13 protein-coding genes and 1 tRNA gene are annotated in these 12,878 nt (G+C 57.5%); 4 read left to right on the top strand and 10 right to left on the bottom strand.

Going from position 1 to position 12,878, the window contains the following annotated elements; all coding sequences use genetic code 11:
- The coding region (locus tag VHB22_RS12225; protein WP_325457257.1) for a hypothetical protein at positions 1-374 on the top strand (374 nt) is incomplete at its 5' end.
- Between the two features lie 28 nt (positions 375-402).
- On the opposite strand, the gene VHB22_RS12220 is transcribed toward VHB22_RS12225, so the two are convergent.
- On the bottom strand, positions 403-1,695 hold the full coding sequence (locus VHB22_RS12220) for a glycosyltransferase (RefSeq protein WP_325457256.1): 1,293 nt from the start codon (positions 1,693-1,695) through the stop codon (positions 403-405).
- Positions 1,696-2,163: 468 nt separating this feature from the next.
- Here VHB22_RS12220 and VHB22_RS12215 point away from each other — a divergent pair, with 468 nt between their 5' ends.
- Positions 2,164-2,997, top strand: a complete 834-nt coding sequence (locus VHB22_RS12215) for a glycosyltransferase family 2 protein (RefSeq protein WP_325457255.1) — start codon at positions 2,164-2,166, stop codon at positions 2,995-2,997.
- 26 nt (positions 2,998-3,023) lie between these two features.
- Here the strand turns inward: VHB22_RS12215 and VHB22_RS12210 are convergent, their stop codons facing one another.
- The 6 genes from VHB22_RS12210 to mnmA form a co-directional block, all read right to left on the bottom strand.
- The gene (locus VHB22_RS12210; RefSeq protein ID WP_325457254.1) at positions 3,024-3,965 is read right to left on the bottom strand and encodes a glycosyltransferase family 2 protein; all 942 of its coding nucleotides are present in this window, start codon (positions 3,963-3,965) and stop codon (positions 3,024-3,026) included.
- Between the two features lie 14 nt (positions 3,966-3,979).
- Positions 3,980-4,933: a GDP-L-fucose synthase gene (fcl, locus tag VHB22_RS12205; protein ID WP_325457253.1), complete on the bottom strand. Its 954-nt coding sequence runs from the start codon at positions 4,931-4,933 to the stop codon at positions 3,980-3,982.
- 17 nt (positions 4,934-4,950) lie between these two features.
- Positions 4,951-6,024, bottom strand: a complete 1,074-nt coding sequence (gene gmd, locus VHB22_RS12200; protein WP_325457252.1) for a GDP-mannose 4,6-dehydratase — start codon at positions 6,022-6,024, stop codon at positions 4,951-4,953.
- A gap of 448 nt (positions 6,025-6,472) precedes the next feature.
- A tRNA-Met gene (locus VHB22_RS12195) sits at positions 6,473-6,549 on the bottom strand.
- A 130-nt stretch (positions 6,550-6,679) separates the two neighbouring features.
- A complete protein-coding gene (locus tag VHB22_RS12190) occupies positions 6,680-7,414 on the bottom strand; it encodes a class I SAM-dependent methyltransferase (protein WP_325457251.1) in 735 nt (244 codons plus the stop codon).
- A 38-nt stretch (positions 7,415-7,452) separates the two neighbouring features.
- Positions 7,453-8,646, bottom strand: coding sequence for a tRNA 2-thiouridine(34) synthase MnmA (mnmA, locus tag VHB22_RS12185; RefSeq protein ID WP_325457250.1), 1,194 nt, complete (start codon positions 8,644-8,646; stop codon positions 7,453-7,455).
- 413 nt (positions 8,647-9,059) lie between these two features.
- On the opposite strand from mnmA, the gene VHB22_RS12180 reads away from it, so the two are divergent.
- Positions 9,060-9,338: a DUF1153 domain-containing protein gene (locus VHB22_RS12180; protein ID WP_013216444.1), complete on the top strand. Its 279-nt coding sequence runs from the start codon at positions 9,060-9,062 to the stop codon at positions 9,336-9,338.
- Between the two features lie 20 nt (positions 9,339-9,358).
- Here VHB22_RS12180 and VHB22_RS12175 read toward each other — a convergent pair whose 3' ends face one another.
- Positions 9,359-10,078 (bottom strand): hypothetical protein, encoded by a 720-nt coding sequence (locus VHB22_RS12175; RefSeq protein WP_325457249.1) that lies wholly within the window; start codon positions 10,076-10,078, stop codon positions 9,359-9,361.
- Between the two features lie 219 nt (positions 10,079-10,297).
- Positions 10,298-10,681, bottom strand: coding sequence for a flagellar export protein FliJ (locus VHB22_RS12170; protein WP_325457248.1), 384 nt, complete (start codon positions 10,679-10,681; stop codon positions 10,298-10,300).
- A gap of 678 nt (positions 10,682-11,359) precedes the next feature.
- Between VHB22_RS12170 and ctrA the strand changes: the two genes are divergently transcribed.
- The gene (gene ctrA, locus VHB22_RS12165) at positions 11,360-12,058 is read left to right on the top strand and encodes a response regulator transcription factor CtrA (protein WP_325457247.1); all 699 of its coding nucleotides are present in this window, start codon (positions 11,360-11,362) and stop codon (positions 12,056-12,058) included.
- A gap of 74 nt (positions 12,059-12,132) precedes the next feature.
- Here the strand turns inward: ctrA and VHB22_RS12160 are convergent.
- The coding region (locus tag VHB22_RS12160) for an outer membrane protein (protein ID WP_325457246.1) at positions 12,133-12,878 on the bottom strand (746 nt) is incomplete at its 5' end.

Genomic DNA, 12,878 nt, shown 5'->3' with positions numbered 1-12,878 from the left:
CATTCGATTTCATCTATCTCGATGCTTTCGATTGCGATCACGGTAAGCATTCACAGAAGCGCCAGGACCGATATCGCGAATTATTGCAGACCGACATCAACGACGAAGCGTGTTGGAAAATGCACGAGGCGTGCGCGCAGGCGATTAATGCGAAGATGCGGGTCGGTGGTATCGTCGTGCTCGACGATACGTGGATGGACGCCGATGGCCAATATGCCGGTAAGGGAAAATTGGCGCTGCCGCTTTTGCTCGCTAACGGCTTCGAGATTATCGCCAAGACGCGCATGACGGTCGCTCTGCGCCGCAAGGCCGCGGGCGCAAGCAAGAGTGCGGCTGAGCAGCAGGACGTGTTCGAGGACGCGGCAGAAACCTAATCCGCAAAATCACATTGTTTCGCGAGTGTCACGCACCCAGGGCATCCTGCCGGTGGCTGGGTGCGCCCTCCGCGGTACGACCAATGAGCAGACAGTAAGTGGCACTCGGATCATACATCTTTCGGGCGTTGTCGCGGGCCTCTAAAGCGCCCCTGAGATAACACTCGTAATCGGAGCCAATGCGAACCAATCCCTCGGCGAGCGACGTTGCGTCCGTTCCGATGCATCCGTTACCGATTGTGATGAGGCTCGCCGCGAAGGTCCCCGCAGTTGCGACAATCGGTTTTGCCGTCAGCAGCGCCTCGACAACCGCGCCGGAGCCACGCTCCGGTGGGTAGACATCCGGATCGTAAGGCAGAAGAAGGATGTCGCACCGGTTTAATGCCGCGAGATAGACATCCTGCGAGACGCCCACATCGAGCTTTTCCACAGCATCTCCGAACTCCGCGAGGCGCGCATCGAACTTCCGGGCCTTACGCGAAGTTCGTCCCCCGCATTGGAGTAGGAATTTCATTTCTCTCGCAGGCTTGGCGTCGAGAACCCTGCGGATGATATCAGGAAGAATTCTCGTCCCCTTCTCCGGACGGGGTTCTCCGAGCCAGCCGACGATCAGCGGACCGGACGAAGCGTGTCGGGGCTGAAGGCGCAGCGTGGCTTCATCGAGAAGATGCGGAACAACGTCGACATGTAATCCCGTTTCGTCCGCGAGACGCCGTGCGCCTGCCGGCGTTTCGGCGGAAACTGTCAGCACCCGGCTCATCGATGCTAGGCGAGCCAGGACGTTCGCGAACCCGCCACCATAATCCGCGAACGGCATATTCGAGCTGGACCAGCATGTGCGCACATGGATCTCGGGAATGTCGCTCCTGGATTGGCTTGCCACCCAAGTGCTTAACATATCGAGCGTTTGAGGATCCGCGCTATGAATGATGAGGTGATCGCTCTTCATGGGCGCTTGAGCGCGCAACACTTCTATAAGCTCCCGGCAGCGATCGCCGTTCAATAAGGGAGTGGGCCATTTTCGGCGGAGTTGGACTTCCCATGCCCGTTCTCCGAACGACGAGCGCAGCGCTCGTCGCTCACCAATGATGGGCCTGAGCGTTCTGCCAAACAAACCAATTTGTCGTTCGTAAATGCCCGACGTGAAGGTCGGCACGAACTGCACGAAATCCGGGACAAGCCGCGAATCGAGATCTCTGTGGGCTAGCCAAACCGGCTTGTGACCCAGCCGGTTTGCGGCTTTGGAGAGCTCGATCGACAATCGGAGATGGTGCCCGGCCTCGCTCTTCAGCGCCGGGTCGATAAACACAGTTCTCGTCATCACATCTTGCCGCCGCCCCGCAAAATATTTGTGCACGATACGCTTTCCGTGCCCACCCTCAAAGATGATCGTGAGCCCTTCCGATGTGGAATTCCGTTCAACGAATTGATTCGGCGGATTCAATCCGCTTGAGAATAAGTCTTGAATACGAGTATCTTATGGTTGCCCACGAGGTCTTTCGGTAGCGCAAGGTATTTGGAAACCCGACGGTGCGGGCAATTACCATTCGAGGGCAGGCTACAATTATGATGCCGAAAGCTGCATTCGGATCATAGTCATGTGGTACCGCGTGCTCTATGGACTGACCTATTGCGCGAGCGTTGGACTGGTGTAAATGAATTCGTGCACGGTTCGGGGGTCTGCGGGAAGCAGGCGAGCAAAAACCGCCCAGCTCCGCAACTCGGCGGCTATCTGAGGCGACGCATGCTCACGGCTCTGTTATCGCACAGGCGCCGTGCGGGGAATTTGATGGCCAAACTACCTTTATCCTGTTTCATAATTTCCAAGAACGAGGCAGATCGCGTCGGCCGTACCATTCGCTCGGTCGTTGATTGGGTCGATGAGGTTATAGTCATCGACAGCGAAAGCGCCGACGACACGGTTGCCATCGCCCAAAAAGAGGGCGCGCGCGTCATCGTCAATGCTTGGCCGGGCTTTGGACAGCAAAAGCGATTTGGCGAAGATCAGTGTCGTAACAATTGGCTGCTGAACATCGATTCCGATGAGGTCGTGACCCCGGAACTCCGTGCGCAAATACAGAAATTATTTGAAAACGGCGAACCGGAGTTCGCTGCCTACGGGATGCCGATTTGTCTGGTGTACCCCGGCGCCACGAGGCCGCGCTACCTTGCTCGCGACCATTGGTGCGTTCGCCTGTACAATCGCACGTTAGTCCGATTTCGAAATTCGTCGGTTCACGATTCAGTTGTCACGGATGGCTACGAGGTGGGCAAGCTGGACGCGCCGCTTCACCACTTTTCGATACGCTCATTCGACGACATGAAGCGTAAGCTCAATCGCCGCATGTGGATTTCGATGCAGCATGCCGAAACGCTGTCTCCGATGCGGTTGGGGACGCGGCTGCTGACCGAATTTCCAATGCATTTCTTCAAGTATTACGTTGTCCGGCGTCACTTTACCGGCGGTCGAAGCGGATTGCGCTATGCACGGCTCCAAGGCTGGTATCGGTTTCTCAGAATCTACCGAATGATGCGTGCGAACGTTCGCGGCCAAAACGATTCGCAACTCGCCGACTGCGAGGCAGATGAATTACTCGAGTCTTGCGATATCCATCGTCGCTGATCTGGCGGCCTCAATAAAGGTGCGGACTAACCGCCGTCCACGTGCCCATAATATCGCGAGGTCCCACCCGACAGGCCGTAGAGGCTTCCCCAGGCTTTTGTCAGGCTCGATGCGCCCTTGAATAGGAGCTTTTCGCCGGCAACACGCTTGACCAGCCACACCGGCAATCCGACGATCAGAAGCAAAAGACCCACCAATGATCTCCGGATGATCGATACAACACGCTTGAGGACTGCCCCGGTGCGTCCGTCTCTCAAAACTCCCAAATAGGCGTTGGCAGCTGCGACCATGAACGTTCGCTTGAGAACGCGCCGCACTGAGAGGCGCGATGCGGGAACGCGCTCGACAACCGACACGTCCGCGACCGTCACGATGCGGGCGCCTTTACCGTTCGCACGTCTAAAAAAATCGACATCATCGGCGCCGAACGTGAGACGATCGTCGAAGCGAAGCGCCATTCCGTCGGCTTTTACAAGTTTCGAATGAAACATCACATTATTGGTGTAAGCATCGCGACGCAGGAAACCCGTAGGCTTGCCCAGCGAAGAGAGCGGCTTCCACCAATGGGGAGGCGCCACATCCGGAATCTGGCGTACGGAGCCCGTCGCCACATCCGCGTGATAGGACTTACACGCATCATAAAGCTGAACGAGCCAGTTCGGCTCCGCTGTCTCATCGTCGTCGATCATCGCGATCCAATCGGCATTCTCCGCCAGTGCTTCAACAAGCGAACGATTGCGCGCATATGGAATGCCGATGCGCGGTTCGAGATAATATTTTAATGGAACCTGCGTCGTTGCCTGCACCCGCTCGACGATCTCGCGTGACATTGGAGAACGGTCGTTCTCGATGATGACAACTGACAGCGTTCCGTCATCGGGCACGTTGAGTTTCACGATGCTGTCCAGCGCCGTAGCGAGCATCGCAGGCCGTTTCGCAGTACATATCGCGACCGTAAAGTGGGGCATTGTCTGCGGCCGCCCTAAGCTGTCAAACGTGCTGTGGCTTCATTGGCTTTGAACCATGCGTAGGCATCGTCAAGACCATCCTTCAAGTCAAAACGGGGTAGCCATCCCGTCGCCATCAGCTTGGAAACATCGAGCAGCTTCCGAGGCGTTCCGTCGGGTTTACTCGCGTCGGTCACAATCGCACCATCGAAGCCGACGATTGCGCACACAAGCTTCGCAAGCTCCAGAATGGTGACGTCTTTGCCCGTGCCGACGTTCACATGTTCCGCGCCCGAATAAATCTTCATCAAATGAACGGCGGCGCTCGCAGCGTCATCGACATGCAGGAATTCTCGCCTCGGGGTGCCAGTCCCCCAAATGACGATTTCGCTCGCGCCTGTACGCTTCGCTTCATGCACTTTTCGAAGCATGGCTGGAATGACATGGCTTTTGGCAAGATCGTAGTTGTCTCCCGGCCCGTAGAGATTGGTTGGCATCGCGGCAATGAAATTCGCCCCATATTGCCGGCGATAGGCTTCGCAGAGTTTCAATCCCGCAATCTTAGCAATGGCATACCATTCGTTTGTCGGCTCCAGGCTGCCGGTCAAAAGAGCGCTTTCCGGGATCGGCTGCGGCGCAAATTTCGGGTAGATGCAAGACGATCCGAGGTACAAAAGCTTTTCAGTGCCGCTACGAAATGCTGCGTCGATGACGTTCATTTCGATTGCGAGATTGTCATACAGAAACTCGGCCGGATAAGTGTCGTTCGCCAGAATGCCACCAACTCTTGCTGCGGCGAGAAAGACGGCGTCCGGCTTCTCGGCTTCGAACCAGTTTCGGACACGGGCTTGATCGCGGAGATCAAGTTGATCGCGGCCGACCGTGAGCAGCTCGCAATCTTCGTTGGCCAGGGCCCGCACAATGGCCGAGCCGACCATTCCGCGATGCCCAGCAACAAAAACACGCTTCTTCCTCAAATCGAAAGACATCGTTCGTTGTCGCCACACTACTCGTTGAGGGTATTACGCCAACTTTCGCGCTCTAGAAGTCTAAGATCCGCCGCGACCATCTCTTTCACAAGCTCCGGAAACGTCGTCTTGTGGCGCCAGCCGAGCTTCGCACGCGCTTTGGCCGGATCGCCGAGCAGCAGATCGACCTCGGTCGGGCGGAAATAGCGCGGGTCGATGCGGACGAGTTCAGCCCCCGTCTTTTGATCATAGCCGATCTCATCGGCACCTTTGCCCTTCCAGGCGACGGTTATCCCAACTTCAGCAAAGGCAAGTTCGACAAATTCGCGGACCGAATGTGTTTCGCCCGTTGCAAGAACATAATCGTCCGGCTGATCGTTTTGGACGATCATCCACATGCCTTCGACGTAATCCTTTGCATGTCCCCAGTCGCGCTTCGCGTCCAGGTTGCCAAGATAGAGAGCCGACTGCAGACCGGCACTGATCCGCGCAACCGCGCGCGTAATTTTCCGCGTGACGAAGGTTTCGCCGCGTATAGGGCTCTCATGATTGAACAGCACGCCGTTCGAGGCGTGGATGCCGTAGGCCTCGCGATAGTTTACGGTAATCCAATACGCATAAAGCTTCGCAACGCCGTAGGGCGAGCGCGGATAAAATGGCGTGGTTTCTTTCTGCGGCGTTTCCTGAACCTTGCCGTAAAGCTCCGAGGTCGACGCTTGATAAAAGCGCACGGAATTTTCGAGTTTCAAAATCCGCAGCGCCTCTAGGAAACGTAGCACGCCGACGGCATCGGCGTTCGCCGTATATTCCGGCGTCTCGAAACTTACCTGAACGTGGCTCTGCGCAGCCAGATTGTAGATTTCGTCGGGCTGCGTTTCCTGGACGAGCCTTATGATATTCGTCGAGTCCGTCAGATCGCCGTAATGCATGAAGAACGACGTCCCGCCTTCATGCGGGTCTTGGTAGATTTCATCGACGCGCTGGGTATTGAACGATGATGATCGCCGTTTGATGCCGTGGACGACGTAGCCTTTGTCGAGGAGGAGACGGGCGAGGTAGGCGCCGTCCTGTCCGGTAACGCCAGAGATCAGTGCCGTTTTTTTCCTGGCCATCAGAACTCCCCGACCGAACCGACGGACCTTATGACGGGTACGCGTCACATGCGCAATATAAGTCTGGCAAGGCTTACAAACAAACTATTTGCACCCGAATCAAATCCGCGTACCGCTCCAGTCAAATCTTGGCGATAGCCGCGGCAACCGAGCCGCGCTTCATCGCTCATCTTGCATTTGACTTGGAATTTCCGCTCGCCCGATCTCGCTCAGCATCGCGTAGATGGACGATGAGGCCGTGAAAACGGTCTGGGCGACCCGCCAAGGCAGCAAGTAGTTTCGTGCGATCGGCTCGCCGCTGCCAGGGCCCTGCCCAGTTCTGACCGATAGGGTGCGCCCGTGGCGAGCGTTACGACGTTGCGCGCAAGCGTCGAGGTTTCGACTCGTCGATGGGCCTTTTAACGCGGTGAGTTTGGATGGAATGGCAAAAAAAATGCGCGACTATAATTGGTAGCGGGAGGCGGACTTGAACCGCCGACCTAAGGATTATGAGACCTTCGCTCTAACCACCTGAGCTATCCCGCCCCACCAGCCAACACGCGACCGTTGGAGGTCCGTCTATAGGGAGCGCCGCATCGTCCTGTCAACACGACGCTTCGCGCACCTCCGCCGCTCCCCAAGCTGCCAACGGCCTCGCGTAATTGGGTATTTGCGCCTACTCAGCCGCAACCGGCCGCTCGGCGACCGACGCCTCCTTGCGGAAACGCATCATCGTAAAGATACCCATCGGCCTGAGGGACTTGCGGTCGATCAGCTTCAGGTCGTCGCAGACCATCACGCGCGAAACGTCGAACACCGAGTGCCATCCGACGAGATCCGCGAAAGGCGCCATTTGCCGCTCGACCCAACCTCGTACGCCCTGGTCTTGGCTGAAGTGATTGACCAGCATGACTTCGCCGCCCGGCTTCGTCACGCGAGCCAGTTCGAGCATGACTTTCTGCGGATCGGGCACGACCGTAATGACATACATCGCAACGACGGTATCGAACGAATGATCCGGAAAGCGAAGATTGCTCGCGTCCATTTCGTAGAGACCGGAGACGTTCGTCAGCTTCTCGGATTCGACCCGTTCGCGCGCCTTTTCCAGCATCTCGGGAGCAAGATCTATCCCGACAATGTCGAGATGCTTCTTGTAGTCCGGCAACGACAATCCCGTTCCGACACCGACTTCCAGTACGCGTCCGCTGCCGCCGTTGATAATTTCCACGGCGTGACGGCGGCCGGCTGTCGATACCGCACCGAACGTGTAGTCGTAGACGGGTGCCCAGCGGCGATAGGCGTCGCGCACGGCGCCTTCGTCGAGTTGAAGTGCTTTTGGCTCAAATCGTTTTCTGGAAACAGTAGATTGCGCAGCCGACGTGCGCCGAAAAACCGACCCCTTTTCACCCACCGCACATCTCCATAGCTGCGTATTAACGCCAAAAAGCCTTACCTTCGGACCTCGACCATAGTTTGGCTTCTGACGCGAAAATCCCCTTGCCCTGCGGCCTTCACGGTTCGTGCAATCCACCCGCCGCCGAGGACGCGCGCCCTCGGCTCAGAGCTGGCATAGAACACGCACGCCTGCCCTATCGCAATACCTTCTTCGCCATCGTGCAGTTCGACGCGGGCGGCGCCGTTCGCTTCTGCGGTGACATGCGCGGCCCGCAGCTTTTGCGACGATCGCATGCGGACATAAAGGTCGAGACCGTCGCCCGCAGCATCTTCAAAAAGCGTTTCACCAAGCCAGTTTACGTCCCGGAGCACAAGCCCGGTTGTCGTCAGTGCGGCACGCGGACCGACAACCACCTCGTTTTTGGTCGCATCCAGCCGCACGACGTAGAGCGGTTCGGCCGCCGGAATTTTGATCCCGCGCCGCTGACCGACGGTATAATGCACAATGCCGTCATGGCGCCCAAGAATACGGCCGTCGAGATGAACGATGTTCCCCGAATCGAGCGCATTGGGCTTTAGACGCTCGATGACATCAGTATAGCGCCCGGTCGGTACAAAGCAGATGTCCTGACTGTCGGACTTGTCCGCGACAGGCAAATTGAATGAGCGTGCAAGCTCGCGCACGTCCGCTTTGTGAAGGCCCCCAATCGGAAACCAAAGCGTCGCAAGCTGCTCTTTCGTGATGCCAAAGAGAAAATAGCTCTGATCGCGATCCGTATCGACCGCGCGAGCGAGTTCCGGCCCGTGCTCGGTCTCGCGCCGCTGCACGTAGTGGCCCGTCACCAGCATCTCAGCGCCAAGATCCTTGGCCGTTTCCAGAAGGTCGCGAAACTTGATCTCGTTATTGCATGTGACGCACGGGATGGGCGTCTCGCCGGCAACGTAGCTTTGGGCGAATGTTTCGATCACCTTCTCGGCGAAGCGCGCTTCGTAATCGAGGACGTAGTGCGGAATTCCGAGTGTCTCGGCAACACGGCGAGCGTCGTGAATATCCTGGCCCGCACAACAGCTGCCTTTCCGTCCGGTCGCGCTGCCATGATCGTAGAGCTGAAGCGTCACGCCGATGACGTCATGGCCCGCAGCCTTCATGATCGCGGCCGCGACCGAGCTGTCGACCCCGCCCGACATGGCGACGACGACGCGCTTTTTCTCGCTCGGGGCGGCAGTTGGCGTCTGAAGATCGGTCATCTGACGGACAATTAGCTTTCGGTTGGACGATATGCGAGCGCCAAACAGTCGATGGGACTATACCCCGCTCCAGGGCAGCATCAAAAGAGTGAATGTATTCAAAGCAGTAAGGCCGGACGCAATGGAGGACCCATCATCCAGGCGGGTTCTTTCCAATCCATAATTCATTAACTGGGGGGTCCGCAAGCCGTTGGAAAGACATGCCCTACAACTGGCCTATTATTCGCTTTAGGAAGCTTAGGGTTACCATCGTGATCCAAATTGGGACAAAAGTCCTCCGGGATTGGCGTCTCGGCGTGGAAAACCCCTGAATTGACACGACCCTTTAACTTCTTTTCACTCAAGGGCTTAGTGGTAATTTAATGGCAACCCGCTATAAGTAAGCAGTGGTCAGAGAGTGTGTATTGAGTATCATGACCGAACAACAGATGAGAGCGCGCGGGCGCTACGTGATCGGACCCGATGGGTCTCCGCTCACGGTCGCCGATCTTCCCCCGCGGGACACCAAGCGATGGGTTATCCGTCGCAAGGCTGAAGTCGTAGCTGCCGTCCGCGGTGGTCTCCTCAGCATCGAGGAGGCTTGCGAGCGCTATACGTTGACCGTCGACGAATTCTTGTCGTGGCAGCGTTCGATCGACAAGCATGGCCTCCCGGGCCTTCGCGCGACGCGCTTGCAGGACTATCGCGAATAAGCTTGGCGCGGGCCTGAGGTTTAGTCGTCCGCCGTCACCTTGGAAATCGGGTGCGCGGAAGGCTTCGCCTGCGTAACTTTAGGCTTCGCTTTCGCTCTCGCTTTATGGACCCTATGGCCATTTCGGTCCTTGGTCTTCATAGGCGTGGTCGCGGAAGCAACAGGCTGCGGGTCGCGGGGCGCCCAACCGGCGACGGCCGATCCCTTTGCGCATCCGTCCTCGCCCTTTGTCCAGCGCGCAATGTCGCTCGCCATCGCCCCGGCGAAAGCATCCGGCATTTTTAGGTTCTCGGCCTTCACTGTGGCCGAGTTTTCGCCCGTCGGTTCGATATCAACGACATAAGCCCTAAGACCGCGCGGATTCGGCCGCGTCGAGTCGAGCTGATGAATAACGATCTTTGCCTTGCCTCCGCGCGACGCCGGAGCTGCAGCCGCGTGGTAGATATAATCTTTCTTGAGTGGCCCGCCGGATACGAACCAGCATTTCATCGCTCCGGTCGCGAGGCGGGAATAAATATCGGTTGCTGATCCTCCTTGCCCGCCCGTCTGGTCGATGACGATGGCAGCGGATGGCTCGGCCCCGGGTGTAGCGGGAGGTGGCGCACTTGGCTGTGCCGGGAGCGCGCCGACAGACGTGGCGCTAGGCAAGCTGAGCGTCGGCGCTTCAACGCCGCCGCAGCCGGAGAGCAGCATCGTCGCAAGCAGAGCAAATCGTGCTTTTGATGGGCAACCGTACGCCATTGTGCTCCGGTTTGGTGACACGCACGCACGTTCCGCGATCGAACCTGGAGGACGACCGACAACCCGTTTGCCTGCCGCACGGCGATTGGGCAAGTGGGTTACCCACGGACAACCGGGATGATGTCGAAATTGACACAAGAAAAAGCGGCGCCCGAAAGGCACCGCTTTACGGATCGGAGGGAGGGGGAGCTAAAGGGAAAACCCCTTTAAATTCGTTGCTTAGCGCAACGCCGTGAGTCCGAAAGGCCGTTCGCGCCGAATTCCGCGCGGGTCATCGCGGCCCTCAGCCTGCTGCGCCGCGCGCGAAAACTGTTCCATTGTATCATCGCGCTCCCGGACGGCAGCAGCGAGCTTCTCGCGCAGGCCCTCGGTCGATTGCTTGAGGTTGTCTCGGCGCTGAGCTGCAGCCTTGGCAAAGGTCGAATAGGAGAAATGGGCCCGGTCGCGAACGCCGGTGCGGTCTTCCTCAAGTTGAATTTGGCGCTCGAGATCGGCGGCCATCTGGTCGAATTCGCGGATAATCCGTTCCAGATCCTCGACCTTGCGGGACTTTTCTTCCACCTCGCGGCGCTTCAGGCGCATCGCGGTCTCACGTGACTTCATCGTTCGATACCCCAAACTCAATTCGAACCGTCTATGTTCGCCTAAACAAGAAGCATGCCAATCGCTTGGCTAGATCTCGTAGCCACAGCAACATGAACAACTGCGTTAATCACCGCGAATTAACCGCGTTGCAGTGCCTCCTTGCTACTTCAATACTACGTATAGCATGTTGCACTTAAGTTGCGGTAAAGCAACGCGTAACCATTTCTGACATATCGTGCCGTTCAGGGGCAAATTTTCGCCCTAACGACTCTAGGGACCGGACGCGAATTCTGTTAGCTCTTGATTCGAACCGAGTGCGGGTCGCAAGGCGGTCGAGAAGCAGGTCAACGGGGTGGGCGCCCCGAAGGCAAGTTTCCGCGGCGGGATCTGTTCAGCGGTCGAGAGGGGCGCAGTTCTAACACTTTAACATATCGACGGGCCGTCTTGGCGCGAACGGGTTGCTACACCCGCGAGCGAGGAGTCATGCTCGTTTCTCGAAGCCCGCGTGGGTCAAAACGGTGCTGTATTCTTGCAGCAACGTCCCATCCTATCGCGAATGGCTAACGCCGAATTAGGGTTTGTTAACCTCTCGTCGCTAACTTCCTAACGATCGCTTAGCTCGAACTGTTACGCGTTTCTTTGGGCGAAGGGCAGACATGGCGCGGAGTCATTGGATAGGGCACCAGAGGAACGGTCATGAGGGTTCTACTCATAGAAGACGACAGCGCTACGGCGCAAAGCATCGAGCTGATGCTGCAATCGGAAGGCTTTAACGTTTACACGACCGACCTTGGTGAAGAGGGCGTCGATCTCGGTAAGCTTTACGACTACGATATAATTCTTCTCGATCTCAACCTTCCGGATATGAGTGGCTATGAGGTCTTAAAGACGCTTCGTGTTTCGAAGGTCTCGACCCCAATCCTCATTCTCTCGGGTCTTGCCGGTATCGACGACAAAGTCCGCGGTCTTGGCTTCGGCGCCGACGATTACATGACCAAGCCGTTCCATAAGGACGAACTTGTCGCCCGCATCCAAGCCATCGTCCGTCGCTCCAAGGGGCATGCTCAATCCATCATCGAAACGGGCGACCTGCGCGTCAACCTCGACACCAAGACCGTCGACGTCAACGGCCAGCGCGTGCATCTGACCGGCAAGGAATATCAGATGCTTGAGCTGCTTTCGCTACGCAAGGGCACGACGCTCACGAAAGAGATGTTCCTCAACCATCTCTACGGCGGCATGGATGAACCGGAACTGAAAATCATCGACGTCTTCATCTGCAAGCTGAGAAAGAAGCTGCAGGCAGCGACCGGCGGCAAGCATTACATCGAAACGGTGTGGGGCCGAGGCTACGTCCTGCGCGATCCGGGTCACGAAGGCTCCGAAGCCGCCTAGCTTCCTACTCCCGATGCATTTTCCACGCGCTCAGGGGCCATGATGGCCCCTGTCGTGTTTTTTGCTGTCGCGCATTACTTGAGCGGAGCGTCGCTGGCAGCCGAGGGATTGCCGAGACGCCAATTCAGGGACAGCATTCCGATTTGCAGCACCGGATCGAACTTGACCCCTTCGATCCCCGCACCGGGGAAAGAGGTCGATCTCGCCGAGAGATCTTCGTCGCCGAAATCGATGTAGCGATACTCGGCTTTGAGCGACAACGAATCATTGATTCGCGTCTCGATGCCGCCGCCGACAAAACCGCCGGAGAAGCGCCTGCCGTCCACGACCGCAGAATCGACGGTCACATCGTTGAAGCGAAGATTGAAGCGCGTATCGCTGAGCCCGGCATTGGCATAGCCGCCACTGACGAAAAGCAGAGTGTCGGGCGCCGTCAGATAGCCGATGCGGCCGCCGACCATCAGCAGATTCTCAAAGTTGTTATGAACGGTCTCGCTTTCGCTGAGACCGCCGGCGGAAATCTTGAGATCTGCGTCGTAGCCAAAGTTCGTATAGCTCGCGTCCCCGAAGGCGCCGACTACAAATCGAGAATTAAGCTGATAATCGTATCCGGCATTGAACGTCAGGAAAGCACCGTCATTGGCGAGATGACCGAAGCCAAGCTCCTCGCCGATCCCGGCTTTCGTGTCGGCAGTACCGGCGCCAGCGCCGACGCCCATGTACGGAGCTGTCCAGCTACTGGTAACCGGCGGAATGGAATTATCGACCGGCTCATGCTTGCCGTTGCCGAAGCGGTAGTTCAGCGACAGGCGCGCCGTCT

This window comes from Hyphomicrobium sp. (assembly GCF_035548195.1).
In the GTDB taxonomy this organism is placed as follows: domain Bacteria; phylum Pseudomonadota; class Alphaproteobacteria; order Rhizobiales; family Hyphomicrobiaceae; genus Hyphomicrobium_B.
This window is presented reverse-complemented; position numbering and strand designations above follow the sequence as displayed.

Coding starts and splice junctions, on each gene's coding strand:
- ctrA (WP_325457247.1), top strand. CDS start 11,360: ATGAGGGTTCTACTCATAGAAGACGACAGCGCTACGGCGCAAAGCATC.
- fcl (WP_325457253.1), bottom strand. CDS start 4,933: ATGTCTTTCGATTTGAGGAAGAAGCGTGTTTTTGTTGCTGGGCATCGC.
- mnmA (WP_325457250.1), bottom strand. CDS start 8,646: ATGACCGATCTTCAGACGCCAACTGCCGCCCCGAGCGAGAAAAAGCGC.
- VHB22_RS12220 (WP_325457256.1), bottom strand. CDS start 1,695: ATGACGAGAACTGTGTTTATCGACCCGGCGCTGAAGAGCGAGGCCGGG.
- VHB22_RS12175 (WP_325457249.1), bottom strand. CDS start 10,078: ATGGCGTACGGTTGCCCATCAAAAGCACGATTTGCTCTGCTTGCGACG.
- gmd (WP_325457252.1), bottom strand. CDS start 6,024: ATGGCCAGGAAAAAAACGGCACTGATCTCTGGCGTTACCGGACAGGAC.
- VHB22_RS12180 (WP_013216444.1), top strand. CDS start 9,060: ATGACCGAACAACAGATGAGAGCGCGCGGGCGCTACGTGATCGGACCC.
- VHB22_RS12215 (WP_325457255.1), top strand. CDS start 2,164: ATGGCCAAACTACCTTTATCCTGTTTCATAATTTCCAAGAACGAGGCA.
- VHB22_RS12210 (WP_325457254.1), bottom strand. CDS start 3,965: ATGCCCCACTTTACGGTCGCGATATGTACTGCGAAACGGCCTGCGATG.
- VHB22_RS12170 (WP_325457248.1), bottom strand. CDS start 10,681: ATGAAGTCACGTGAGACCGCGATGCGCCTGAAGCGCCGCGAGGTGGAA.